General features: G+C 65.6%; 25 protein-coding genes. 11 read left to right on the top strand and 14 right to left on the bottom strand.

Features of this window, described 5'->3' with window-relative positions; all coding sequences use genetic code 11:
* From C8J47_RS05260 to C8J47_RS05245, 4 genes are all read right to left on the bottom strand, one after another.
* The coding region (locus tag C8J47_RS05260; RefSeq protein ID WP_121884673.1) for a dihydropteroate synthase at positions 1 to 2,100 on the bottom strand (2,100 nt) is incomplete at its 3' end.
* A 127-nt stretch (positions 2,101 to 2,227) separates the two neighbouring features.
* Complete coding sequence (locus C8J47_RS05255) at positions 2,228 to 3,286, bottom strand: homocysteine S-methyltransferase family protein (RefSeq protein WP_121884672.1); 1,059 nt, start codon at positions 3,284 to 3,286, stop codon at positions 2,228 to 2,230.
* 43 nt (positions 3,287 to 3,329) lie between these two features.
* Complete coding sequence (gene metF / locus C8J47_RS05250; RefSeq protein WP_121884671.1) at positions 3,330 to 4,274, bottom strand: methylenetetrahydrofolate reductase; 945 nt, start codon at positions 4,272 to 4,274, stop codon at positions 3,330 to 3,332.
* Positions 4,271 to 5,224, bottom strand: coding sequence for a metalloregulator ArsR/SmtB family transcription factor (locus C8J47_RS05245; RefSeq protein ID WP_121884670.1), 954 nt, complete (start codon positions 5,222 to 5,224; stop codon positions 4,271 to 4,273). Before C8J47_RS05245 ends, metF begins: the two co-directional genes overlap by 4 nt.
* Before the next feature lie 193 nt (positions 5,225 to 5,417).
* On the opposite strand from C8J47_RS05245, the gene C8J47_RS05240 reads away from it, so the two are divergent.
* The 3 genes from C8J47_RS05240 (at position 5,418) to C8J47_RS05230 (ending at position 7,048) form a co-directional block, all read left to right on the top strand.
* The gene (locus tag C8J47_RS05240) at positions 5,418 to 5,789 is read left to right on the top strand and encodes a hypothetical protein (protein ID WP_093399210.1); all 372 of its coding nucleotides are present in this window, start codon (positions 5,418 to 5,420) and stop codon (positions 5,787 to 5,789) included.
* A gap of 111 nt (positions 5,790 to 5,900) precedes the next feature.
* Positions 5,901 to 6,104, top strand: a complete 204-nt coding sequence (locus tag C8J47_RS05235) for a hypothetical protein (protein ID WP_121884669.1) — start codon at positions 5,901 to 5,903, stop codon at positions 6,102 to 6,104.
* Complete coding sequence (locus tag C8J47_RS05230; RefSeq protein WP_121884668.1) at positions 6,101 to 7,048, top strand: aldo/keto reductase; 948 nt, start codon at positions 6,101 to 6,103, stop codon at positions 7,046 to 7,048. The genes C8J47_RS05235 and C8J47_RS05230 overlap by 4 nt, the downstream gene beginning before the upstream one ends.
* Before the next feature lie 143 nt (positions 7,049 to 7,191).
* Here C8J47_RS05230 and C8J47_RS05225 read toward each other — a convergent pair whose 3' ends face one another.
* The gene (locus C8J47_RS05225; protein WP_121884667.1) at positions 7,192 to 8,574 is read right to left on the bottom strand and encodes a short-chain fatty acyl-CoA regulator family protein; all 1,383 of its coding nucleotides are present in this window, start codon (positions 8,572 to 8,574) and stop codon (positions 7,192 to 7,194) included.
* A gap of 191 nt (positions 8,575 to 8,765) precedes the next feature.
* Here C8J47_RS05225 and C8J47_RS19135 point away from each other — a divergent pair, with 191 nt between their 5' ends.
* On the top strand, positions 8,766 to 8,930 hold the full coding sequence (locus tag C8J47_RS19135; RefSeq protein ID WP_164913371.1) for a hypothetical protein: 165 nt from the start codon (positions 8,766 to 8,768) through the stop codon (positions 8,928 to 8,930).
* Positions 8,931 to 9,231: 301 nt separating this feature from the next.
* Positions 9,232 to 10,200, top strand: coding sequence for a cation diffusion facilitator family transporter (locus C8J47_RS05220; protein ID WP_121884666.1), 969 nt, complete (start codon positions 9,232 to 9,234; stop codon positions 10,198 to 10,200).
* Between the two features lie 56 nt (positions 10,201 to 10,256).
* Here C8J47_RS05220 and C8J47_RS05215 read toward each other — a convergent pair whose 3' ends face one another.
* Together C8J47_RS05215 and C8J47_RS05210 are read right to left on the bottom strand one after the other, a co-directional pair.
* Positions 10,257 to 10,901, bottom strand: a complete 645-nt coding sequence (locus C8J47_RS05215) for a DUF4893 domain-containing protein (protein WP_121884665.1) — start codon at positions 10,899 to 10,901, stop codon at positions 10,257 to 10,259.
* An 86-nt stretch (positions 10,902 to 10,987) separates the two neighbouring features.
* Positions 10,988 to 11,773, bottom strand: coding sequence for a 3-hydroxybutyrate dehydrogenase (locus C8J47_RS05210; RefSeq protein WP_121884664.1), 786 nt, complete (start codon positions 11,771 to 11,773; stop codon positions 10,988 to 10,990).
* Positions 11,774 to 11,875: 102 nt separating this feature from the next.
* Between C8J47_RS05210 and C8J47_RS05205 the strand changes: the two genes are divergently transcribed.
* Entirely contained in the window at positions 11,876 to 12,790 is a 915-nt protein-coding gene (locus C8J47_RS05205) for a neutral zinc metallopeptidase (protein ID WP_056050780.1), read from the top strand.
* 126 nt (positions 12,791 to 12,916) lie between these two features.
* Here the strand turns inward: C8J47_RS05205 and C8J47_RS05200 are convergent, their stop codons facing one another.
* From C8J47_RS05200 to C8J47_RS05180, 5 genes are all read right to left on the bottom strand, one after another.
* Positions 12,917 to 13,198, bottom strand: coding sequence for a DUF427 domain-containing protein (locus tag C8J47_RS05200; protein ID WP_121884663.1), 282 nt, complete (start codon positions 13,196 to 13,198; stop codon positions 12,917 to 12,919).
* 11 nt (positions 13,199 to 13,209) lie between these two features.
* Entirely contained in the window at positions 13,210 to 13,566 is a 357-nt protein-coding gene (locus C8J47_RS05195; RefSeq protein ID WP_121884770.1) for an ArsC family reductase, read from the bottom strand.
* A gap of 29 nt (positions 13,567 to 13,595) precedes the next feature.
* Positions 13,596 to 15,101, bottom strand: a complete 1,506-nt coding sequence (locus tag C8J47_RS05190; protein ID WP_259467361.1) for a S10 family peptidase — start codon at positions 15,099 to 15,101, stop codon at positions 13,596 to 13,598.
* Positions 15,098 to 16,870, bottom strand: a complete 1,773-nt coding sequence (locus C8J47_RS05185; protein ID WP_121884768.1) for a DUF885 family protein — start codon at positions 16,868 to 16,870, stop codon at positions 15,098 to 15,100. Before C8J47_RS05185 ends, C8J47_RS05190 begins: the two co-directional genes overlap by 4 nt.
* Positions 16,871 to 17,045: 175 nt before the next feature.
* Positions 17,046 to 18,056 carry an alpha/beta hydrolase gene (locus C8J47_RS05180; protein WP_259467360.1) on the bottom strand — a complete coding sequence of 337 codons (1,011 nt, stop codon included), beginning with the start codon at positions 18,054 to 18,056 and terminating at the stop codon, positions 17,046 to 17,048.
* A gap of 74 nt (positions 18,057 to 18,130) precedes the next feature.
* Here C8J47_RS05180 and C8J47_RS05175 point away from each other — a divergent pair, with 74 nt between their 5' ends.
* From C8J47_RS05175 to C8J47_RS05160, 4 genes are read left to right on the top strand one after another with little or no spacing between them, the layout of a single operon-like run.
* Entirely contained in the window at positions 18,131 to 20,176 is a 2,046-nt protein-coding gene (locus C8J47_RS05175) for an NAD(+) synthase (RefSeq protein ID WP_121884766.1), read from the top strand.
* Positions 20,177 to 20,230: 54 nt separating this feature from the next.
* Positions 20,231 to 21,091, top strand: coding sequence for a CDP-alcohol phosphatidyltransferase family protein (locus C8J47_RS05170; protein WP_121884662.1), 861 nt, complete (start codon positions 20,231 to 20,233; stop codon positions 21,089 to 21,091).
* A gap of 15 nt (positions 21,092 to 21,106) precedes the next feature.
* On the top strand, positions 21,107 to 22,198 hold the full coding sequence (locus tag C8J47_RS05165) for an inositol-3-phosphate synthase (protein ID WP_056050788.1): 1,092 nt from the start codon (positions 21,107 to 21,109) through the stop codon (positions 22,196 to 22,198).
* A gap of 1 nt (position 22,199) precedes the next feature.
* Entirely contained in the window at positions 22,200 to 22,931 is a 732-nt protein-coding gene (locus C8J47_RS05160; protein ID WP_121884661.1) for an NTP transferase domain-containing protein, read from the top strand.
* 126 nt (positions 22,932 to 23,057) lie between these two features.
* Here the strand turns inward: C8J47_RS05160 and C8J47_RS05155 are convergent, their stop codons facing one another.
* Positions 23,058 to 24,257: a sensor histidine kinase gene (locus C8J47_RS05155; RefSeq protein ID WP_259467359.1), complete on the bottom strand. Its 1,200-nt coding sequence runs from the start codon at positions 24,255 to 24,257 to the stop codon at positions 23,058 to 23,060.
* A 62-nt stretch (positions 24,258 to 24,319) separates the two neighbouring features.
* Between C8J47_RS05155 and C8J47_RS05150 the strand changes: the two genes are divergently transcribed.
* Positions 24,320 to 24,892 carry a Uma2 family endonuclease gene (locus tag C8J47_RS05150; RefSeq protein WP_121884660.1) on the top strand — a complete coding sequence of 191 codons (573 nt, stop codon included), beginning with the start codon at positions 24,320 to 24,322 and terminating at the stop codon, positions 24,890 to 24,892.
* Here the strand turns inward: C8J47_RS05150 and C8J47_RS05145 are convergent, their stop codons facing one another.
* Positions 24,893 to 25,444, bottom strand: a complete 552-nt coding sequence (locus C8J47_RS05145; protein ID WP_121884659.1) for a hypothetical protein — start codon at positions 25,442 to 25,444, stop codon at positions 24,893 to 24,895. It lies immediately after the preceding gene.
* Between the last annotated feature and the right edge of the window lie 6 nt (positions 25,445 to 25,450).

Below are 25,450 nucleotides of genomic sequence, written 5' to 3'. Positions count from 1 at the left end.
GGGGGGGGGGGGGGGGGGGGGGGGGGGGGCTGTTCCGGGCGCTGCATTGCTTGGCTGCCCCTCACCCCAGCCCTCTCCCCGGAGGGGAGAGGGAGCAGTGACCACCACATCATCACCCTCGCGGCGCGCTGGCCATAGGCCCGCGACACCGCGCGGGGTCAGCCATTTCTCCGCGACGATCGTATCGAGCATCGCCTGCGCATCCGCATACAGCGAACTCGCGCTCTCGCCGACCACTTCATCCGTCAGGATCGCCGGGAAATTTCCCGCAAGCTCCCACGCGCGGAAGAACGGCGTCCAGTCGATATAGTCGCGCAGGTCCGACAGGTCCCAGTCCGCAAACACATGCACGCCCGGCTTCACTGGTGCTGGCGGCTTCAGCGCGAAATCGGCTACGAACGCACGCTCGCGCGCCGTTGCCAACGGCAGCAACTCGCTCTGCCCCTTGTTCGCGCGCGAGATTCGCACCGCCTCGTATTCGTCCGCGGTCTTCGTCACGAACTCGTCGCGGATCGTGTCGCTGACCAGCGTCGACGCGACTCCCACCGCACGGCTCGCATCGAGCACATGTACCACGGGGCCGTCATAGGCCGGCGCAATCCGGAGCGCGGTGTGTACCTTCGAGGTCGTCGCGCCGCCGATCAGCAGCGGCATTGTCATGCCCGCCCGCTTCATCTCCTCGGCAACCGTCACCATCTCGTCCAGCGACGGCGTGATCAGCCCGCTGAGCCCGATCATGTCCGCATCATTCTCGTTCGCGGATTCGAGAATCTTCGACCACGGCACCATCACACCCAAATCGACCACGTCGAAGCCGTTGCACTGCAGCACCACGCCGACGATGTTCTTGCCGATGTCATGCACGTCGCCCTTGACGGTCGCCATGATGATCTTGCCCTTGCCGCGCGCGCCGGGCTCCTTCATCGCCTCGATATACGGCAGCAGATGCGCGACTGCCTTCTTCATCACGCGCGCCGACTTGACCACCTGCGGCAGGAACATCTTGCCCGATCCGAACAGGTCGCCGACGACGTTCATGCCATCCATCAGCGGGCCTTCGATGACCTCGATCGGGCGGCCGTTATTGCCGTCGATGATCAGCCGCGCTTCCTCGGTATCCTCGACGACGTGGAGATCGATGCCCTTGACCAAGGCATATTCGAGCCGCTTGTTGACGCTCAGCGAGCGCCATTCCGCCGCCGCCTTCTCGGCCACCACGTCGGTGCCGCGGTAACGTTCGGCGAGCGCGACGAGGCGATCGCCGGCCTCGGGATCCTTGTTGAGCACGACGTCCTCGACCGCCTGGCGCAGTTCGGGATCGATGTCGTCGTAGATGTCGAGCTGACCCGCGTTGACGATCGCCATGTCCATGCCTGCGGGGATCGCATAGTACAGGAACACGCTGTGCATCGCGCGGCGCACGGGTTCGTTGCCGCGGAACGAGAAGCTGAAGTTCGACAGCCCGCCCGAGATATGGACGTGTGGGCAGCGCGCCTTGATCTCACGACACGCCTCGATGAAGTCGACGCCGTAATTGTCGTGCTCCTCGATCCCGGTCGCGACCGCGAACACATTGGGATCGAAGATGATGTCCTCGGGCGGGAAGCCGATCCCGACGAGCAGCTTGTACGCGCGCTCGCAGATCTCGACTTTCCGATCCTTGGTGTCCGCCTGCCCGACCTCGTCGAACGCCATCACGACGACCGCCGCGCCGTACGCCATGCACTTGCGCGCCTGCGCGAGGAACTGCTCTTCCCCCTCCTTCATGCTGATCGAATTGACGATCGGCTTGCCGCTGACGCACTTCAGCCCCGCCTCGATCACGCTCCATTTCGAGCTGTCGACCATGAACGGGATGCGCGCGATATCGGGTTCGGCGGCGATCAGCTTGAGGAACGTCGTCATCGCGTGGTGCGCGTCGAGCAGCCCCTCGTCCATGTTGACGTCGAGCACCTGCGCGCCGCTCTCGACCTGCTGGCGCGCGACCTCGACCGCGGCGGGGTAGTCGCCCGCCATGATCAGCTTCTTGAAACGCGCCGAGCCGGTGACGTTGGTGCGCTCGCCGATGTTGACGAAACTGGTGGAGGAGGAGGTTGTCATCGGTTCGCTTCTTCTAGCCCCCTCTCCCCTCCGGGGAGAGGGTTGGGGTGAGGAGTAGTTCCGGGCGGTAGCGCTCGTGGCGCCCCTCACCCCGGCCCTCTCCCCGACGGGGAGAGGGAGCGGTGGCCTAAGCCGCCATCGTGAATGGTTCGAGGCCGGCGAGCTTGGTCCGCACTTCAGGCCGAGCCACGACACGCGGCTCAAGCCCGCGCACACCGTCGGCCATCGCCTTGATATGCGCCGGCGTCGACCCGCAGCAGCCGCCGAGCACGTTGACCTGCTTAGCCACCGCCCACTCGCCGACCAGCCCCGCCGTCGTCTCGGGCTGCTCGTCATACTCGCCGAGTTCGTTCGGAAGCCCGGCATTCGGGTAGATCATGATCAGCGTATCGGCGATCGCCGACAGCGTCTTCACATGCGGCCGCAGCTGCTCCGCACCGAACGAGCAGTTCAGCCCGATCGTGATCGGCTTGGCGTGCCGCACCGCATGCCAGAACGCCTCGACCGTATGCCCCGACAGGTTGCGCCCCGAAAGATCCGTCAGCGTCATCGACATCATGATCGGCACGTCGCGGCCGAGAGCATCGCCCGCCTCGATCGCCGCCATGATGCCGGCCTTGGCGTTGAGCGTATCGAACACCGTCTCGATCAGGATGAAGTCGACGCCGACCCCCTCGCCGCCTTCGAGCAGCGCATCGATCTGCTCGCGGTACACGCCCTTGAGATAATCGAAGTCGATCTCGCGGAAGCCCGGATCGTTGACGTCGGGCGACAGCGACAGCGTCTTGTTGGTAGGCCCGATCGCGCCAGCGACGAAGCGCGGGCGGCCGTCTTTCGCCTGATATTCATTGGCGAGCGCGCGCGCGATCCGCGCGGACTCGACGTTGATCTCGCGCACGAGATGCTCGGCGCCATAGTCCGCCTGCGAAATGATGTTCGCGCTGAACGTGTTGGTCGAGACGATGTCCGACCCCGCTTCGAGATATTCGCGAGTGATCGTCTCGGGGACGTCCGGCTTTGTGATCGCCAGGATGTCGTTGTTGCCCTTCTGGTCGTGCGACAAGCCGAGCGACCCTGCGTAAGCCGCCTCGTCGAGCTTCCAGTTCTGGATCTCGGTCCCGAACGCGCCGTCGGTGATCAGGATGCGCTTGGCGGCTTCCGCGTTGAAACGTTCACGTGGTGTCATCGTTTTCACTCCCCCCTCCCGCGTACGGGAAGGGGGCAGAAGTTTACGCCGCGGCGACCTTGTCGACCGGCTTCGCGCGCACACCCAGCATGTGGCAGATCGCATAGGCCAGTTCCGCGCGGTTGAGCGTGTAGAAGTGGAAATCCTTCACCCCGCCCGCGTACAGCCGCCGGCACATCTCGGCCGCGATCGTCGCCGCGACGAGTTGCCGCGCCGACGGATGATCGTCGAGCCCCTCGAACAGCCGGTCCATCCACGCCGGGATTTCAGCGCCACAGAGCCCCGCGAATTTCCGCGTCTGCGCGACGTTCGACACCGGCAGGATTCCCGGCAAAATCTGCGCAGTGATCCCGGCGGCTGCGACCCGGTCGCGGAACCGGAAATACGCTTCTGGCGAGAAGAAGAACTGCGTGATCGCGCGGGTCGCACCGGCATCGATCTTGCGCTTTAGATTGTCGATATCCGCATCATGCCCGCCCGATTCCGGATGGCACTCGGGATACGCCGCGACCGAGATCTCGAACGGATGCAGCTTCCGCAGGCCGGCGACCAGAGCCGCCGCGTTCTCATATCCGCCCGGATGCGCCTGATAAGGCTGGCCCAGCGTCGGCATGTCGCCGCGGAGCGCGACGATGTGACGCACTCCTGCCGCCCAATATTCCTCGGCGACCTGGTCGATCTCGGCATTGGTCGCCTCGACGCAGGTCAGGTGCGCCGCAGCGTTCATCGATGTCTCGCGCTGGATCCGCGCCACCGTCGCGTGCGTGCGCTCGCGCGTGGAGCCGCCCGCGCCGTAGGTGACCGACACGAAATCGGGTGCGAGCGGCTCCAGCGTGCGGATCGCCTCCCAGAGCTGCGTCTCCATCTTCTCGCTCTTCGGGGGGAAGAATTCGAAGCTCAGACCGACATCACCCGCAAGATCCGCGAAGAGCGGTTCTTCGAGCGCGCGGCGCGCTTCGGCCAGTTGGGGGATCGAAATGTTCGTCATGCCGCCTTCACCTCACGCAAGCTCGCGCCGATCTTCCGACCGAGCCATAATTTCACCGTCAACTCGCCGCCCTCGAGCGTTTCCACGCGCGCCGTCTGCAAGCCCGCCGCCTCGAACCACGCCGCCATCTGCTCGTCCGCGAACCCGAGACGCGTATGCGCATCGCGCAACCGCAGTTCCTCGCGGTCGTGGCTGGCGAAGTCGGCGATCAGCAACCGCCCGCCGGGAGCCAGCACCCGCGCCGCTTCGCTCACCGCAGCGCCGGGCTGTTGCGCGAAATGCAGCACGTGATGCAGAATCGCGACGTCCGCCGCCGCGTCCGCCATCGGCAGCGCGTACAGATCGGCCTGCCGCAGTTCGGCATGCGTCATATCATGCAGCTTGGCGCGTGCGAGCCGCAGCATCTCCGAACTGCGATCGATCCCGAGCGCAACCGTCGCGCGTCCGCCGAACAGTTCGAGCATCCGCCCGGTGCCCGTACCGATGTCGATCAGCGTGCCGACCGGCGCATCGCCGAGCACGGCGGCCATCGCCGCCTCGACTTCGCTGTCGGCGACGTGCAGCGACCGGATCGCGTCCCACTCGTCGGCATGCCCTTCGAACCACGCCGCGGCACTCGCCGCCCGATCCGCGCGCACTGCCGCGAGCCGCGCTGCGTCCGCGACCGCCCAGTGATCCGGCTCGACCTTCGCCCAGACATCGAGTGCGACCGCAACCGGCTCGACCACGTCCGCAGACCCCAGCGCGACGAACACCCAGCTGCCTTCCTTGCGACGTTCGGCAAGGCCGGCATCGCACAGGATCTTCACATGGCGCGAAACGCGTGGCTGGCTCTGACCGAGCACCTGCGCGAGCTCGCCGACCGACAGCTCCATCCGCCGCAACAGCGCGAGTATCCGCAGCCGGGTCGCGTCCGCCAAAGCACGGAAGATTTCGAGCGCCATCGTCATGCCAGGACATATAAAGAATTCTTTATATGAGGTCAACGCAGGCGTGCGGCTCTTCGACATTGGCCATATCCGCCCGCGGCTTATCGCATCGCGCGAGATCGTGACGGATCGGAAACGCTTTATCCGCGTTCGATTGCGCTATGGGCTGGGCGTTACCCGGTCCACAAGACGACATCCACGGGAGTAGATACCTATGAAGAAGTTCCTGATCCCCGCCCTCGCCCTGACCGCCGGCCTCGCAGCCTGCAGCAACAACGCGCAGGACCAGACCGCACAGGCCGCCAACGCGATCGCCGCCGATGCCAGCGCGACCACCGCCAATGCCGTCGACGACGTCAGCGCCGCCAGCGATCGCGCACTGGGTTCGGCCGAGCGTTCGCTCGACAATGCCGGTGCCAAGATCGACAACTCGACCGATCACCTCGACGCCAAGGCCGACCGCGCCGGCGACCGGATCGAGGCCGGTGCAGACCGTGCAGGCGCCGCCATCAGCAACGGTGCGGACCGCGCCGCCGACGCCACCGGCAACGCACTGACCCGCGCCGGCAAAGCGATCAAGGACTAAGCGTTGCCGAAGCGCCCCCACTTCTCCGTCACCCCAGCTTCCGCTGGGGACTCCCGGTTCGGGTCACGACGACCTCTACGGCAGGATACCAGCGTTCGCTGGCGCGACGGTATGATGGTGGGGGCGCTTTTCGCCATTTCAGCGCTCGCGGCGTGTTCGCCCGCGAGCGAACCCGGCGCGGTCACCGCCGACGAAGCACACCAGTTGAACGAAGCCGCCGCGATGCTCGATGCGAACAGCGTCGATCTGAATGCGGTCGCCGCCGCTCCTGAAGATACTGAACTCCCCTCGAATCAAAGCGATCAGACCCGATGACCCTCCGCCGCCTCGGCTCGACCGATCTGAAGATCGCCCCGCTCGTCCTTGGCGGCAACGTGTTCGGCTGGACTGCCGACCGCGCCGCCAGCTTCGCCGTGCTCGACGCGTTTGTCGCGGGCGGCGGCACGATGATCGACACCGCCGACGTCTATTCGGCCTGGGTCGACGGCCATCAGGGCGGCGAATCCGAGAGCATGATCGGCGAATGGCTGAAGGCCAGCGGCAAGCGCGACGACGTCCTGATCGCGACCAAGGTCGGCATGCTCCCCGGTGAGGGCGGCGAGAAGCTCGCCCCCGCGCGTATCGCCGCCGCTGCCGAAGCCTCGCTGAAGCGCCTCGGCACCGATCGCATCGACCTATATTACGCGCATCAGGACGACGACTCGCAGTCACTAGAGGCCGTCCTCGAAGCGTTCGGCAAACTGGTCGATGCGGGGAAAGTCCGCGTGATCGGTGCATCGAACTTCCACGCCGCCCGCCTCAAGTCCGCGGTCGAGGCTGCCAAGACGTCGGACCTGCCGCGCTATCACGTCCTCCAGCCCGAATATAACCTCGTCAGCCGCACAAAGTTCGAGGGCGAATTGCAGGATTACTGCGTCACCGAGAACATCGGTGTTCTGCCCTATTACGGGCTCGCCTCGGGATTCCTCACCGGCAAGTACCGGACGAAGGACGACCTCAGCCAGAGCGTTCGCGGCAGTCGGATGGGCGAATTGCTCGAAGGTACCGGCAAGGCTGTCCTTGAGGCGATGGACTCGGTCGTCGAAGCCACCGGTGCGACCCACGCGCAGGTCGCGCTCGCATGGTTGATCGCGCAGCCGGGCGTCACCGCGCCGATTGCGAGCGCCACCAGCGTGAAGCAGGTCGAAGACCTGCTGCCTGCGATGACGCTGGAGTTGAGCAAGGATCAGATCGACGCACTGACGACAGCCGGCGCCTGACCACTTGATCCTCCCCCGCCAGAGGGAGGTATCACCGAAGGTGACGGAGGGGAGGACGCGCAACAGAGGTTGGCCCTTCCTCCCCCTCCGTCAGGCAAGCGCCTGCCACCTCCCCCTTGCGGGGGAGGATTAGAAGGGCTCCCTTAGTCACCCGCAAACGTCAGCGCGGACGTCCGACGCTCCCGCTCGTTGATCAGCAGCGCCCGCCCGGCCGGCGCGACCGACCGCTGTGGGCAATCGTTGCGGAAACAGGCGCGGCAGCCGAGCCCGATAGGCATCGCCCTGCCCGCCAGATCGAAGCCGCTTGCCGCCGCCAGCACGCCCGCCTGCGCCGCCGCGACCCCGAGACCGATCGCGAACTCGGCATGCACTGCGCCAAAGCGGCTGCCCTGCGGCGTCACGGTGCGCGCCATCGTCAGCCAGCGCGCGCCATCCTCCAGTTCGACCAGCTGCACCATCAGGCTGCCCGGTCGGTCGAACGCATGATGCAACCGCCATAGCGGACAACGCCCGTCCGCTTCGACCAACGCCGCGCCGCTCGCGCCGGGATAGCGCTTCGACGCCTGTCCCGCCCGATCGATCCGGATCATGAAGAAGGGCAAGCCGCGCGCGCCGACGCGCTGCAACGTCGTCAGCCGGTGCGCCACCTGTTCGAAGCCCGCGCCGAACCGGCGTTGCAGCAGTTCGATGTCGTACCCCGTCGTCTCGCACCCGCGGAGGAATCGCGCATAGGGCATCATCAGCGCGGCGGCGAAATAGCCGAGAAGGTGGCGGCGATAGAGCCGTTCCGCCGCGCGATCGGTGAACCCGGCGCCTTTCGCCAGCGCATCGATCTCCGCCTTCGCCTCGATCTGGCCGAGCTGGAACGCGACCGCGAACGTGCGCGAGGCGGGGTCGAGCATCTCGCTCAACTGCAACTGGCGCGCGTGCAGGTCGAGGCGGCGCAACGTGTCGGGAAGCACGTCGGCGGGCAGCACGCGGATGGTCAGGCCGTGCTTCGCGCGCAGCCGCTCGGCGATTGCGCCGTAGAGATCGCCTGCGCCGAGCCGCAATTCGTCGGCCAACGCTTCGGCCGCGGCGTCGAGGTCGGCGAAGTGATTGCGCCAACGCTCTATTTCACGGCGGACGAGCGTAACCGGGTCGTCGCCCGCCTCGACCACCGCGCCGCCGCCGATCCGATCGAACACGCGGGCGAACGCCGCCGCACCGCCTGGGGCGCTGGCAAGCCACTCCTCGACTTCGTTGCGGTCGATCTCGAGGTCGGCGAACATCGGGTCAGCCAGCCGTCGCCGGATCGCGTCCGCGCCGCCACCCGGCTCACCCGCCGCGAGCGATCGAGGATCGAAGTCGAAGCTCTCGGCCAGCTTGATCAGCAGCGTCGCGGAGATCGGCCTCTGGTTGCGCTCGACTAGGTTGAGATAGCTCGGGCTGATCGCGAGCATTTCGGCCATCGCCGCCTGCGTCAGCCCCGTCCCGCGCCGCAGGCGACGGATCGCATGCCCCGCCAGCAATTTACGTTCCGTCATCGCAAACCCTCCTGTCACGATGTTTACAGAACGACACGTGTTCCACAAGCTGGACGGACACCGCGACGTTGCGGCGGCTCGTGGCGGCCTTCCAACTATCCGGCCCCGAACGCTATTGGCTGTGCATCGCCTCTCTCGGCACATGATACGTGTAAAGAGAGAGACAAGACGATCATCGAAGGAGGCAAGCCTTGCAGACGACCACCGAACAACCCCGCGCCCGCGCCGTCTTCTCGACCAACGATTTCGCGCTGATGAAGGAAGTCCTCGGCGAGATGATCAGCAAGACCTCGATCGACGACGAACGTCTGACGCGGATGAGTGCGCTGTACCACCGCCTCGGCCGGCTCGGCTAAACCGCTTCACACAGTTTCCTGGGGAGGAAAGGATCCCGCCGGTGGCTCGTCCATCGGCGGGTATTCCTGTTTAAACGGACGGGGCGCTCCCGAAGCCCGTCATCCTGACGAACGTCAGGATCCAGGGTAACGGGCGCTGGAGCTTGTGGCTCTGGATCCTGACTTTCGTCAGGATGACGGAGTGGGGGTGGCGGGTGCGTCCGCCTACCAGGGCACCGTCGACCTTACGCCGGACTAAGCATCCTCAACACATTGCGAAGGCCGCCCTTTCCAACACCGCCCCCTCGTGTAGGACGGCGGCATGGCCAAGACACTGACCGCTCGCATCAAGGACGACATCGTCCTCTACGGCGCCCTCGCCGCCAATCTCGGGATCGGCGTGGCGAAATTCGTCGCCGCCGGGATGACCGGATCGTCGTCGATGCTGACCGAGGGCTTCCACTCGGTGGTCGACAGCGGCAACCAGGTGCTGCTGCTCTACGGTCAGAAAAAGGCCAAGCGCCCGGCGGACGAAGCGCACCCGTTCGGCTATGGTCGCGAGCTGTATTTCTGGGCGTTCGTCGTCGCGATCCTGATCTTCGCGATCGGCGCGGGCGTGTCGATCTTCGAAGGCTGGCGGCATATCCGGCAGCCCGAGCCGCTCACCAGCCCGACCATCAACTACGTCGTCCTCGCAATCTCGTTCGCGCTCGAGGGCAGCAGCTGGACGATCGCGGTGCGCGAATTCTCGAAGTCGAAGGGCGACATGGGCTGGTGGCAGGCGATCCACCGGTCGAAGGACCCCGCCGGTTTCATCGTGCTGTTCGAAGATTCCGCGGCGCTGGCGGGCCTCGTCATCGCCGGGATCGGTATCTGGGCGAGCCATGCGTTCAACGATCCGCGGATCGATGGCGCCGCCTCGATCGCGATCGGGGTGATCCTCGCGCTGGTCGCGGTGCTGCTCGCGCGCGAATCGAAGGGCTTGCTGATCGGCGAGCGTGCCGACCCGGCGGTGATCGCGACGATCCGCAAGATCGTGTCCGCGCATCCCGCGATCGTCGCGGTCAACCACGTCCGCACGATCCACACCGCGCCCGAGAGCATCTTCGCCGCGATCAGCGCCGACTTCGACGATTCGGTGACGATGGGCGACGGCGAGACGCTGATCGAGGCGATCGAAACCGAATTACGTGCGGCGGTGCCGACGCTCTCCTCGATCTATATCCGGCCGGAAAAGCGCGAGAACGCGACACTCGCGCCGGTATCGACCGCTACCCCAAACTCTGCCTGAACTGCGACGCGTCGCTAGCGGACGTCAGACCGAACCACGGGGCCGGCGGCCCCGCGCTAGCTGGCGGGCACCAGTTCGACGACGTCGAGCACCGATTCAAACCGGGGATAGGGCAGCACCACGCGCCAGCGCTCCGTGCCGATCCGTTCGATCAGCCCAGCCATGTCGCGGTTGGCGTCGCGACCATAGCGCATCGGGCGCTTTTCATCGCCAAGTTCCATCGTCCCGAGAAAGACGGCGCGAAAATCGGTGTCGGCGAAGACCGTGCCGACCGGGCGCTGCGATCCGTCGAGCTTGACGAGGCTGACAACGCTCTCGCCATCGTCGCCACCGTCATCGCTGGCGCCGAACCGGCAGGCGAACCAGCCTGATCGCGTAAAGGTCGGGCCGATTCCCGCGCGCGCGCCGAGCTTGTAGGTCCGGCACCGGTACGCACCCGAGGGTGGCAACGGGTCGACCAGCGAACGATCGGGATCGAACAGGACCGGATCGCCCGTCACTTCGTGGGGATCGACCTGCGCGAGCGCGTTGACCCATGCTTCGCGCCAGCTCCGCAGCCGTGCGCGGTCCGCGGTGGTGGCGACCCGGCGCCAGTCGAGGCTCGGGCGGGACGGAGAGGCCCCCGCCGTTCCCACGCCGATACCAGTCGACCCGCAGACCGCGATCATCACGCACGAAGCAGTTCCGAACCAAGTCCGCATCGTCTGGTGTCCCCATGGCTTGACCGAGGCTACCCGCGCATCCCCTTGAACGGCAATGATTTTTCGAACGCCCCCGCGACTAAAGTTCACGCCGCGGTCCAGCCGCCATCCATCGACAGGTTCGCGCCGGTGATCGCCTTGGCCTCGTCGCGACACAGGAACAGCGCGAATGCCGCGACCTGTTCGGGCGTGACGAATTCCTTGGTCGGCTGTGCGGCGAGCAGGACATCGTTCATCACCTGGTCGCGCGTCAGCCCTCTAGCCGCCATCGTGTCGGGAATCTGGTTCTCGACCAGCGGCGTCCAGACATAGCCCGGCGAGATGCAGTTGACGGTGATGCCGTCGGTCGCGGTCTCCAGCGCGATCGTCTTGGTCAGCCCGGCGATCGCGTGCTTGGCCATGACGTATGCCGACTTGTTCGGGCTCGCGACGAGCGAGTGCGCGGACGCGGTCGAGATGATCCGCCCCCAGCCCTTCGCGCGCATCAACGGGACCGCGGCGCGCATCATGTGCCAAGCGGACGACAGGTTGATCGCGATGATCGCGTCGAACTTGTCGACGGGGAAGTCGGCGATCCCCGCGACATGCTGGATACCGGCGTTGTTGACGACGATGTCGACGCTGCCGGTTTCCGCCGCAGCACGCGCGACCATCGCGGCGATCTCGTCGGGCCTGGTCATGTCCGCCGCATCGTACAGCGCGGCGGTACCGCTGGTCTCCGCCAATGCGGCGCGGTCGCGCTCGATCGTATCCGCATCGCCGAAGCCGTTGAGCACGATCGCGGCGCCCTCGGCTGCGAACGCCTTGGCGTAGGCGAGCCCGATACCCGAGGTCGATCCGGTGATGACCGCGGTCTTGCCCTTCAGGAACATACGCACTCCTCGCTTCTCGCGTTCGGCCGATACGATGGCCGTGCAACCCTAGCGCCACCTTGCGCATTTCGTTCCCAAGCAGAAACGAAAAGGGGCATATTCATGCGGCTCGACGATTACGATCCGAACATCAACGTCGAGGACCAGCGCGGCTCGGGCGGCGGCGGTGGCGGTTTTGGCGGAGGCGGCGGCGGCCTGCTGATGGGGCTGTTGCCGATGATCGGCAGCCGCTTCGGCTGCGGCGGGATCGTCGTCGTGCTGATCCTGATGGCGGTGTTCGGCGGCATGGGCGGGCTCGGTGGCCTGCTCGGCGGCGGGCAATCGTCGGCGCCGACCACCCAGAGCGGACCGCGAGCCGGCACCAACACGGCGTCAAGCTGCAATTTGACTCCCGAGAGCAAGGCGGCGTGCAACGCGTTCAGTTCGGCCGACAACACTTGGGAGGCGATCTTCCAGAAGAACGGCCAGAAATTCGAAGCGCCCAAGCTCGTCTTCTATTCGGGTAACGGTCGCTCGGGCTGCGGCGCGGCGCAGTCGGCGATGGGGCCTTTCTATTGCCCGACCGACCAGGGCATCTATCTCGACACGAGCTTCTTCTCCGAACTCGCCAACCGCTTCCACGCGCAGGGCGACTTCGCGCAGGATTACGTGATCGCGCATGAGTTCGGTCACCACATCCAGAAGCTGCTCGGCACCAACGCGCAGGTCCAGCAGGCGCAGCGTCAGGCGAGCGAGACCGAAGGCAACGCGCTGTCGGTCCGGCTCGAACTGCAGGCGGACTGCTATGCAGGGGTATGGGCGGCAGCGAACAAGTCGCGGCTGGAGGCGGGCGATATCCAGGAGGGCATGACCGCGGCGCAGGCGATCGGCGACGATACGCTGCAGAAAGAGACGCAGGGTCGCGTGGTACCCGACAGCTTCACGCACGGCACGTCGGCACAGCGCCAGTCGTGGCTGAAGCGCGGCCTCGACAGCGGCGATCCGCAGCAGTGCGATACGTTCTCGGGCGCGATCTGACGCAGGATCGGTCCGACCCACTCCCGTTCCCCCGCGAAAGCGGGGGTCAGGAGCCACCAACGCCGTCCTGCTTGACCCTGGACTCCCGCCTTCGCGGGAGAACAAAGCGCGGGGCGGCAGCGTGAATCAGCCGACCGTCACGCCCTTCCAGAACGCGTACCGGTCCTTGATCTCCGCCGCCGCCGACTTCGGGTCGGGATAATACCAGACCGCATCGACGTTGCGCTTCCCGTCGACGACCAGCGTCCTGTAGCTCGCCACGCCCTTCCACGGGCAGTTCGAGTGCGTCGCGCTGTCCTCCAGCAGCGCCGGATCGACGCTGTCCGCGGGAAAATAATGATTGCCCTCGACGACGACGGTATCGTCCGATCGTGCGATCTCGTGGCCATTCCATGTAGCAACAGGCATTCTCGTCTCCTTCAAGCGCGCCCCAGCCCCGCCCCCTCATACGCCTCGGGCTTGAACCCGACCAGCAGCGTCTCGCCGGTATCCAGCACGGGTCGCTTGATCATCGACGGCTGCGCCAGCATCAGCGCCGTCGCCTTTGCCGCATCAAGATCCGAACGGTCGGCCTCGGGCAGCTTTCGAAACGTCGTCCCCGCACGGTTGAGCAACACCTCCCAACCGACCCGGTCGATCCAGTCGTGCAGATGCGCAACGTCGATTCCCGCCGTCTTGTAGTCGTGAAAAGCGTAGGGAACTTGGTGCTCGTCGAGCCAGGTCCGCGCCTTCTTGATCGTGTCGCAGTTCTTGATCCCGAACATCGTGATCGTCAAAATCGTCTCCTGTGTCATCGCGCCCGATTTTACTCGGCCTTGCCCGTGTAGATCGCCCGCGCGTCGCGCTTGAATGCCGCGCCGCTGTCCTCGCGGCTGTAGAACATGTGCCCGCCCGGATAGACGTTGAGCTTCACGCGCTCGGTCGCGCCGAAGCTCGGCATCTGGTCGACGATCAGCCGCGAGGCGAAGAACGGGCAGGACAGGTCGTCCCAGCCGTGCACGATCATCACCGCCATCTTGGGATCGTTGGCGATCGCTTTTCGCAGGTCGGTGACCGGCGTGTCGTCGGGCTTGCCGCGATCCCACGCCGCGTTCACCTCGTAGGACAGCGCGTGATAGCGCGCATCGGTCTTCCACCCGACAACGCGCGTGACGAAATCGACCATCGCGCTGGTCGTCGGCGCGATCAGCGCGTCGAGGATCGGGTCGTTCGACTGGCGCTGCGCGGACCAGGGAAACGGATCGAACGCGGTCACGTTCGAATCGTAGACGCTGCCGATCGTGCCGTCGGCGCGGTGGATCTCGCGCAGGAAGGTCGCGGAATCGACCCGGCCGCCCATCTTCTGCACCAGCGCCGGATCGAGCCCCGTCAGCCGGCTGACATTGGTGACGAGCCGCGAGACCGCCTGCGGATCGGTGCGTCCGCGCAGCAGATCGGTCGCGAAGGCGCCGCGTGTATACGCTTCGACGTCGACCATCGCCGCGGGGGTCAGTTGATGCTGCTGTTCGAGATGCGCCGCCGCCATCGACGGCAGGTCGATCATCCATGGCAACGGCGACAACGCCGTCGCGCCGTCGCCCGAGGCGGGATCGAGATACGGCGAGACCATCACGATCCCGTTGACCCCGACGCCGATCTGCGACTGGAGTTCGTACGCGATCCGCGGCGCGCGATAGCCGCCATAGCTTTCGCCCATAACGTATTTCGGCGAGCGCAGACGCCCGGCCTTCACGAGCCAGTCGTAGACAACTTTCGACAGGTATTTGATGTCGGGATCGTTGGCGTAGAACGCCTTCTTGGTCTTCTCCTCGTCGACCAGGCTGCGGCTGAAGCCAGTGCCGACCGGGTCGATGAAGACGAGATCGGTGAAGTCGAGCCAGCTGTTCGGATTGTCGGTGGTGATCGGTGCGTCGGACGGCGCATTGCCCTGCGCGCCGAACTGGACGCGCTTGGGTCCGACCGCGCCGAGGTTGAGGTAGACCGACGACGCGCCCGGCCCGCCGTTGAAGGCGAACGTCATCGGGCGGTTGGCGGCTCCACCGGTCGCGACATAGGACGTGTAGACGACCTGGCCGATCTCCTTGCCCTTGTCGTCGCGCACCGAGATCGTGCCGATCGTCGCGTCATAAGCAATCGACCGGCCGCCGATCGACGCCGACTGGCGGACCGTCTTGTCGGCGGGGAGCGGCGGGAACTTGACCTCGTCGTCGACCTTCTTCTCGACGGTCGAGGTCTCCTTCTTGTCCTGCGCCGCGATCGGGGCAGCGAGAAGGCTGGTAGCGGCCAGCGCGGTAACGAGGCGCGCGATCACTTCGCCGCCCCCCCGCCGACCGCGATCCACGCGTCGATCTTGCGTTCGAGCACCGGCATCGGCAGCGATCCGGTATCGAGCACCTGCGCATGGAAATCACGCGGATCGAACTTGGCACCGAGCGCCGCCTGCGCCTTGGCCTTGGTTCGCGCGATGGTCAGCTGGCCGATCTTGTAAGCGAGTGCCTGGCCCGGAATCGCGATGTAGCGCTCGACCTCGGCGGTCGCATCGGTCCGCGCCATCGGCGAGTTGGCGAGCATGTATTCGATCGCCTGATCACGCGTCCAACCCTTGGCATGGATACCGCTGTCGACCACCAGCCGCATCGCGCGCAGCATCTCGTCGTTCAGCCCACCCATCCGCTGATACGGATCGGTCTCCATGCCCAACTCCTTCCAGAGGCTCTCGGCGTACAGCGCCCAGCCCTCGACATAGGCGGTGTTGCCGCCGAACCGCATGAAGGCGGGCAGCGCGGTGTTCTCCTGCGCGAGGCTGATCTGGAAATGATGCCCCGGCACGCCCTCATGCAGGAACAGCGTCTCCATCTCCCACATGTAGCGCGAGGGCAGGTCGTAGCTGTTGTAGTAGAACACGCCCGGCCGCGATCCGTCCGGCGTACCGCCTTCATACGAGCCGCCCGCCGCGGTCTTCTCCTTGAATGCCGGGACCGGTCGGATTTCCAGCGCGGTCTTCGGCGTCAGCGAGAATTGCTCGGGAATCCGCTGGTAGATGCGCTTCTCGATTGCCTGATAGCCGTCGCGAAGCTGCGCGACCGAGCTCGGCTGGAACTGCTTGTCGGTACGCAGGAAGGTGAAGAACGCGGGCAGATCGCCCTTGAACCCGACCGCCTGCCTCTGAGCCTCCATCCCCTTGAGGATCCGCGCGACCTCCGACAGCCCGAGCTGGTGGACCTGCTCGGCGGTCATCGGCAGCGTGGTGCGCTGCTGGATCAGATAGGCGTAATAAGCATCGCCACCGGGCAGCGCGGACAGCCCGACCGTATCGCGCGCGACCGGCAGATAGGTCTTGGCGAGGAAGTCCCGCATCCGCTGGTGCGCGGGCGTGATGACGTCGCGGATCTGCTTGGCATAGGCTGCCTTCAACCGCGCCTGGTCGGCGGCCGAGATCGTCGCGGGGAAGGTCTTCACCGGGCCGCAGAAAGTCGAGCCCTCGACGCCTTCCGCGATCAGATTGTCGAACTCCTGGATCATGTTGGTCACGACCAGCTTGGGCTGGACGATCTTGTCCTTCATGCCCTGACGGAACAGTCCGATCGCACGGTCGAGCACCACCGCATATTGCGCGTTGCGCTTGAGGTTGTTCTCATAATCCGCGAGCGTCTTGAACGGAGCCGCGCCCTTGCCCGACGCGAAGTCCGGATAGAAGGTCTGGAAGCCGCCGAAATGGTCGATCGGCAGGTCGCGCTGAACTTTCAGGATGGCGGGCGCGTAGCCGGCGAGATCGGTCTCGTTACGCGTCTTGAACACGTCATAGGCGATCTGGTCGGTCGGCGTCAGCTTGGTCCGGTCGATCGCCTTCAGTGCGGCGAGATCATGCTCGATCGCCGCACGTTCGGCGGCGAGATACGCATCGGTCAGATACTCGCCGAGCCGGTCGGCGTAGCGCAGGTCGCCACGGAAAATCGCATCGACCGGGTTGCGCTTCAGGCTCGCCTCGTCGCTGTCGTAGAACAGCCGCTTGAGCCGCGCGTCGTCCGCACTTTCCCCGGGTTGCGCTGTGGGCGGGGGCAATGCCTGCGCGGTGGCCATCGACGCCGTGGCGGCGACGGTCAGCGTGGTGGACAACAAGGCGGCAATCACCAGTTTAACGGACAAAGGCGTTCCTTCGAATACGACGGGACGGGGGTAGGATGCGACGGGTGTCGCCGCAAGCGCCTGCGCGCGGCCGGAGACGTCGAGATCGGAATCTCCCGTATCCCGCACGTCACAGCATGCCGAGATCCTGCAGCCATTGCCGCACCTGCCCCGGCCATTCGCGGGTGACCGGGTCCGTCGTCGGCCGCATGCCGAAGGCGTGGCGGCCCTTCGCATAGAGGCGCAGATCGACCGGTACGCCGGCCTCGTTCAACGCGAGCGCATACGCGATCGCATGCCGGACATTATCGGTCGGATCGTTCATCGCATGGATGAGCAGCGTCGGCGGCGCCTTAGCACTGATCGTCACCCACGGCGCCAACCCCAGATCGGTCTTGGCGTTGCTCCGATCCCAGAGGCGTCCGGTATAGGCCAGCACGGCGAAATCGGGTCGCGACGGCTCGCGGTCGGCTGCGTCGACCGTCGGATAGGTTCGTCGCTCGGCATTGCTCAGCGATGCCGCCACGTACGCGCCAGCAGAAAACCCCATGACGCCGATCTTGTGCGGATCGATGCCGTAGCCGGCCGCCCCATAGCGCAGCAGACTGACGGCGCGTTGGGCATCCTGCAAGGCCAGCAGGATTTCGGGCCGTCGACCGAAGCCCGTCTTCTTGTCGACGGTCCATTCCTGGGGTGCGCGGTATTTCAGGATCACGCAGGTCATGGCCTGGCGGACGACCCAGTCGCAGATTTCGGTGCCTTCGAGATCGATCGCCACCGCCGAAAACCCGCCGCCCGGCAGGACCAGAATCGTCGCTCCGCCAGTCTTCCGTTTCGGTCGATAGACCGACATCGTCGGTCGCGAGACGTAGCTTGCCCAATGCCACGCCCGCCCCCCGACGAGCGGCGAGCCGTTGCCGGTTTCTTCGGGATGATCGCCGCTATCGGGCTTCAGGATCGCAAGGTCCTTCGGCCACAGTGGCACCTGCGTACCGCCCGGTCCCGGTTGCCACACCCCTACCGTCGCGACCTTCGCGATCTCCGTCGGCGGATCGGCGGTCGGTTTAGTCTGGGCTGGCGCCATCGCGACCGTGCCGATGGTCAGCAGCGATGCGGAGACCAGGGCCAAGATATTGTTCAAACCTGCAACTCCTTTTGCGCGCCGACGACGCAAGCCGGTGGCGTGACGCGGGCTTGGCGTTTATCGGTACGGGTATGACGCATCCGTTCTTCGCGATCCATCGCCACGGCCTGATACGGGTTGCCGCCGCCACGCCGCGCGCGTCGGTGGGGGATACTGCCGCCAACGCAGACGCGACGATCGCGTTGGCGAAGGAGGCCGGCGCGCGGGGCGTCGACCTCGTGGTGTTCCCCGAACTGAACCTCACCTCCTATGCGATCGACGACCTGCATCTGCAGACCGCGCAGCAGCGCGCGACGCTGGCGGCGATCGCGACCGTGGTGGCGGCCAGCACCGAGATGCGGCCGGTGCTGCTCGTCGGCGCGGCGCTGGTTCGCAACGGGCGGTTGTACAATTGCGCTCTGGCGATCGCGCGAGGCCGTGTGCTCGGCGCGGTGCCGAAGACGTTCCTGCCCAACTACCGCGAGTTCTACGAAAAGCGGTGGTTCGCGAGTGGCGCCGGGATGACCGGACTGACGATCGACCTAAACGGCGAGGAAGTGCCGTTCGGGACCGACCTGATCTTCGCCGCGCGCGACCTGCCCGGTTTCGTCTTCCATGCCGAGATCTGCGAGGATTACTGGGCCCCCACCCCGCCCTCGACCGCGGGCGCGCTGTCCGGCGCGCTGATCTGCTGCAACCTGTCCGCGTCGAACATCGTCATCGGCAAGGCGCGCGACCGAGCGATGCTGGCCGCGGCACAATCGGCGCGCGCGGTCTGCGCTTACGTCTATTCCGCGGCGGGACCGGGCGAGAGCACGACCGAAGTCGCCTGGGATGGCCAAGGTTTGGTCCACGAACTCGGCGAACAGATCGCGGAGTCGGCGCGGTTCTCCACTGAGCCCGAACTGGTCGTCGCTGACGTCGACTGCGAACGGATCACGCAGGAACGGCTGCGGACCGGCACGTTCAACGATGCGGCAATGTTCGCCGGCAATCCCGAGACACGCTTCCGACGGATCGCGTTCGATCACGCGCCGGTGCTCGCCGACAGCGGCCTCGAACGCGCGATCCGCCGGTTCCCGTTCGTCCCGAACGATCCGGCACGTCGAGACGACGATTGCTACGAGGCGTTCAACATCCAGGTGGAGGCGCTGTCGAAGCGCCTCGTCTCCGCGCATGCCGAGACGATCGTGATCGGCGTATCGGGCGGCCTCGACTCGACGCACGCGCTGATCGTTGCGGCCAAGGCGATGGATCGGCTTGGACGCCCGCGGACTAATATTCTTGGATTCACCATGCCCGGCTTCGCGACCGGCGAAGGCACCAAGGCAAACGCGTGGGCGCTGATGCGCGCGCTCGGCATCACCGCGGAAGAGATCGACATCCGCCCCGTCGCCACGCGAATGTTGCAGGACATCGGCCACCCGTTCAGCGAAGGCGAGCCCGTCTACGACATCACCTTCGAGAACGTGCAGGCTGGCCTGCGGACAGACTATCTCTTCCGCCTCGCCAACCAGCGCCGCGGGATCGTGCTCGGCACCGGCGATCTCAGCGAGATGGCGCTCGGCTGGTGCACCTACGGCGTCGGCGATCAGATGAGCCATTATGCCGTGAACAGCGGCGTGCCCAAGACGCTTATCCAGTTCCTGATCCGCTGGTGTATCCGCACCGACCAGTATGACGCGGCGACCGACGCGATCCTGTCGACGATCCTCGCACAGGAGATCTCGCCCGAGCTCGTCCCTGCTGGCGCAGACGGCGCATTGCAGAGCACCGAGTCGATGATCGGGCCCTATGCGCTGAACGATTTCTTCGCGCATTACGTGATCCGCTACGGCCTAGCGCCCTCGAAGATCGCGTTTCTTGCCTGGCACGCGTGGCGCGATGCGGGCGTCGGCGCCTGGCCTGAAGACCTGCCGGCGGATGCGCGCGTCGCCTACGACCTGCCGACGATCCGGCATTGGCTGGAGAAATTCCTGATCCGGTTCTTCACGACCAGCCAGTTCAAACGATCGGCGATGCCCAACGGGCCGAAGGTCTCGGCGGGCGGCGCATTGTCGCCGCGCGGCGATTGGCGCGCCCCGTCGGACGGGATCGCAGCCACTTGGATCGAAGAATTGCGGTCAAGCGTTCCGTAAGGTTCGTTGCACTACCTTGCATAAATCGCCCGCGCGGCGCATTATGAAAATCCTATGACAGTGGCTCCACCGGATGGATCGCGCGATCGCCGGATCGAGATCCCATCTAACCTTTGGCTGATTCATCCGGCGGGCCGTGCGCTGCTGCCGGTCGCGCTTGCGCGTGGTATTTCGGCGAATGCGGTGTCGGTGGCGGGGCTTTGTCTCGGCGGCGCCGCGGCTTTTGCCTATGCGCAATGGCATAGCTGGGCGCTTGCGCTGGTCGGTTTGGTGCTGTCGATCGGCTGGCTGATCGCCGATGGACTCGACGGCATGGTCGCGCGCGCGACCAAGACCGCGAGCCCGCTCGGGCGGATGCTCGACGGGCTGTGCGATCACGGCGTCTTCGCGCTGATCTACACCGCGCTGGCGCTGACGATTAATACCCCCGAGGGCTGGATCCTGGCGTTTGCCGCGGGTGGCGCGCATGCGGTGCAGTCGAACATGTACGAAGGCGAGCGGTCGCGCTTCCATCGTCGCATCAAGGGCGTGGCGCTCGAAGCCCCCCCCGTGCCGACCGGCAACGCGCTCGTCCGCTTCTATGACGGGGTCGCCGGCAGCATCGATCGGATCGCCATGCCGTTCGAACGCACGCTCGGCCAGTCGAGCGATCCGGTCGCGCTTGGCACGCTATACGGTGCCCGTGCCGTCGCCCCGTTGCGCTTCATGGCCTTGCTTACCGCGAATGTCCGGGTATGGGCGATCTTCGTCGCCTGCTTCGCGGGCAACCCGCGCATCTTCTGGTGGTTCGAGATCGTCCCTCTGACGCTCGTCGCCATCGTCGGGCTCGTCTGGCACCGTCGTGTCGAACGCGCCTTCGTTCGTCGTACTTCCGCAACGCGACCAAAGACCGCGTCGCGCATGCATCTTTCGTAAGGAACAGGGTCAGTAATGAATAGCATTCGGATCGCCGTGGTCGGCATCGGCAACTGCGCGAGTTCGCTCGTCCAGGGCCTCGAGCATTATCGCGAGGGGGCAAACGACCAGGTTGGCCTGATGCATTTCGACATGGGTGGCTACAAGCCGAGCGACATCAAGGTTGTCGCGGCTTGGGACGTCGATCGCCGGAAAGTCGGAAAAGACGTCGCCGAGGCGATCTTCGCCAAGCCGAACTGCACCGCGGTGTTCGCACCCAATGTCGGCAACACCGGCACGATCGTGAAGATGGGCAAGAAGCTGGACGGCGTCGCCGACCACATGGCCGACTTCAAGGACGACCGCACGTTCCTCGTCTCCGACGCCGCCGAGCCGACGCGTGAAGAGGTCATCGCCGAGCTGAAGGCGTCGGGCGCAGACGTGCTGATGAACTATTTGCCGGTCGGTTCGCAGGAAGCCACCGAGTTCTACGCCGAATGCGCGATCGAGGCGGGCGTTGCGTTCGTCAACAACATCCCCGTGTTCATCGCCTCGAACCCGGTCTGGGCGAAGAAGTTCGAGGACGCCGGCGTCGCGATCATCGGCGACGACATCAAGGCGCAGCTCGGCGCGACGATCGTCCACCGCGTGCTGACCGACCTGTTCGCCAAGCGCGGCGTGAAGCTGGATCGTACGTATCAGCTCAATACCGGCGGCAACACCGACTTCCTCAACATGTCGAACCATCGCCGGCTCGAGTCGAAGAAGATCTCGAAGACCGAAGCCGTCCAGTCGGTCGCGGCCGAGCGGATGGACGACGATAACGTCCATATCGGTCCGTCGGACTATGTGCCCTGGCAGAACGACAACAAGGTCTGCTTCCTGCGCATGGAAGGCCAGCTGTTCGGCGGCGTGCCGATGAACATCGAGCTGCGTCTCTCGGTCGAGGACAGCCCCAACTCGGCGGGTGTCGCGATCGACATGATCCGCTGCGCCAAGATCGCCAAGGATCGCGGCATCGCCGGCGTGATCGACCCTGCATCGGCGTATTTCTGCAAGCACCCGCGCACGCAGATGACCGACGATCTCGCGCAGATCGAAGTCGAGCGGTTCATCAAGGCCGCCTGACATGATCGAGACGCCCCGGATACAAACGGCGATCATCCTCGCCGCCGGGGAAGGTAGCCGCCTTCGCACCTCCGCCCCGTACAAGCCGCTCTGCGCGGTTGCGGGGCGGCCATTGATCGATCACGCGCTTGAAGGGCTGGCCGAGGCTGGCCTCACGCGGGCGATCGTGACGGTGAGCTATGGGCGCGAGGCGATCGAAGCGTATCTTGCGAGCCGGCGCTGGCCGTTGAAAGTCGAAACGGTTCTTGCGGACCACCGCGAACCTAACGGCGTTTCGGTACTGGCGGCGCGCGATGCGCTCGGCGGTAGTGAAGCAATTCTCGCGATGTGCGACCACCTCGTCAGCCCCGAACTTTACGCGCGCATGGCGAGGGCCGGCGCTGGCGGTGGTCTGCGCCTCGGCATCGACCGGCGCCTCGGCCACGATTGGGTCGACCCGGAGGACGTTACCTGCGTCGCGACCGAAGGCGACCGCATCGTCGCGATCGGCAAGGGTCTCGAACCGCACGACTGCTACGACACCGGCGTCTTCGCGATCTGCCCTGCACTGTCGGATGCGCTGGCCACGTTGGCGAGCCCCTCGCTCACCGAAGGCGTCCGTCTGCTGGCCGCGCAGGGCCTCGCCCGGATCGTCGATTGCAGCGACATCGACTGGATCGACGTCGACGACGCCCCCGCGCTGGCCAAGGCAGAGGCGTGGATGGCGACCAAAGCGGACGCCGTAGCGGCCTGAAACTCCCATTCTCCTGCGAACGCAGGAGAACCAAACCCGTCATCCTGACGAAAGTCGGGATCCAGAGTCACGAGTGGCGCTCTTTGGGCTCTGGGTCCTGACATTCGTAAGGATGACGGGATGTCGTCAGGACGCCGAGGCTTCCTCGACCCGAGGGTCAGGCACGTCCAGCGTCGCGCATGTCCCGACCGACGCGTTCTCGATCGTCACCGCCCCACGCAACTGCCGCGCGAGACTGCCGATCATCCGCATCCCGAGACTCTTGCGCGACGCCGTCTTCAGGTCGAAGTCCGCCGGCAACCCATCGCCCTCGTCCGACACTGTCAGCACGATCCGCCCCTCGGCGCTCCGCACCGTGACCAGGATCACGCCGCCGTCGTCGCCATACGCATATTTGATCGCGTTGGTGACCAGTTCGGTGACCAGCAACCCCATCGGAATCGCCACGTCCGCGCTGATCAGGATCGCCTCGATATCGCACTCGATCCGGTGGTTGGGCGACTGCTCTCCCAGCCCGGTCGCGATCCCGCAAACCAGGTCGTTGAGCGCGACGATGCCGACCTGATCGCCACGCCACAACTGGTCGTGCGTCTGCGCGATCGCGGTGATCCGCGCCTGCGCATCGCCCAGCAGCCGCCGGATCCGCGGATCGTCGTCCTCCTGCATCTGGAGGTTGAGCATCGCCGACACGAGCGCAAGGCTGTTCTTCACGCGGTGGCTAGCCTCCCGCGTGAGCAATTCCTGATGCTCCATCGCCTCGCTCAGCCGCTGCTCCGCCTGCTGCCGCTCGATCGCCACGCCGATGAGATTGGCGAAGCCCTGCATGAATGCAAAGTCGGCCGGCTCGAACTGGCCCTCGTCGGGGCTGTCGACCTCGAGCACGCCGAAGCGCTTGCCCGACGTCTCGACCAGCACGTTGATCGCGCGCCGGATATTGTGCCGTGCCATGAACTCGGGGGTCCGGAACCGCTGCTCGTTCTCAAGGTGGTTCGAAATGACCGGCAGGCCCGTCTCCAGCGCGAACCCGGCAGGCGACCCGAGATCGGTCCGCATCTCGGTCGACCCGACCACGCCCGGCTCCCAGCCGATGCCGGCGCGCACCAGCAGCGTATCCTGCTCGGGGCGATATTCGAGGAACTTGCAGTATTTCGAGCGCATCCCCTCGCCGCACAATTCGGTCGCACGCTGCAACATCGGCTGCAGATCCCGCGCGCGCAAAGCCTCGATCCCGAAATCGGCCAGGATCGATTGCTGACGCAGGCGATACTCAAGCTCGCCCGCACCCGGAGGACTATCCCCGCCGGGAGAAGGTTCGACGATAGGCAATACATACTCCGCTCTGTTTCACGCGTCTTGGGGACGCTTGCCGATCATGCTAGGCTTGCGCGATGACCGAGATGGTGCCTCTTACCACCGTGCCGCTCCCCGTAAAGCTTCGGGTCGAGGACTATCTGATGCTCGACGCCGCCGGCGCGTTCGAGGCGTATGCCAAGACCGAGCTGCTGGACGGGGAAATCGTCTATATAAATTCGCAGCACCGGCCGCACGCGCGGATCAAGTCACGGCTTTTCCGTCTGATTGCGGATGCGCTTGATACGTTGCCAGGCAATCTGGAGGCGCTGGTCGAGGGGTCGGTTTCGATGCCGCCGTACAACGTGCCGGAACCGGATATCGCCGTGACCGCAGAGCCGGAGGGCGAAGGCCTGATCCCGCTCGCATCGCTAGCGCTAGTGATCGAGGTTGCCGATACGACGCTGCGCAACGATCTCGGACGCAAGCGCAAGATCTATGCGCGCGAAGGCATCGCCGAATATTGGGTCGTCAACGTCCGCGCCCGCGTGATCCATCAGATGTGGGCACCGGTCGGCGATCGGTTCACCCAATCGCGCGACGCGACGTTCGATGCGGGCATAGAGTCGACGACCATCCCGGACCTGACAGTCGACACTGCGACGCTTTAATCAGCTCATCGCTTGGTGGACGAATATCTGTGCGCTTGATCGAGCGAGCAACGCCAACGTGCCGCCCTCAAAGTCCGGATCACACGTAACCTCGGACCGAGCCCATTCGGGTGGCTGCACGGCCGCTAGCGACGCGGCGTCGGGCTGCTCGATTTCGGCTAGCTCGAGCCCGGCAAGTGCCCCTTCGAACAGATGGATTCCGAATTCGCCCGACGCGCTCGGCACGGCATGCCGCCGCTTGCGGAGCCAGTGGCCCGGCAGCGCCGCGAACAGCGCGTCTTCCTCCGACGTCAGATACGTCGTCACTAGCGGCCGCGCGAGCGGATCGGGGACGTCGTATTTCTTCGACAGCTTGAGCACCACGCGCCCGCCGACGCTGTCGGTCATCCGCCGCAGCCGGCACCGCGTATCCGTAATGTAGAGATCCTCGATCAGGATCGACCGGCAACCAGCCAGCGATGGCCGCTTCAGAGGATCGACGAGAAACCGCCGCTCACGCTCGACATGCGAGTATTTGTGAGCCGCCAGTTCCTCGTCGAGGCCTCTCAGCACGCCATG

Origin of the sequence: Sphingomonas sp. PP-F2F-G114-C0414, from assembly GCF_003688595.1 — a bacterium.
In the GTDB taxonomy this organism is placed as follows: Bacteria; Pseudomonadota; Alphaproteobacteria; order Sphingomonadales; family Sphingomonadaceae; genus Sphingomonas.
The sequence above is the reverse complement of the archived record's forward strand: the minus strand, read 5'-3'. Positions and strand labels throughout refer to the sequence as shown.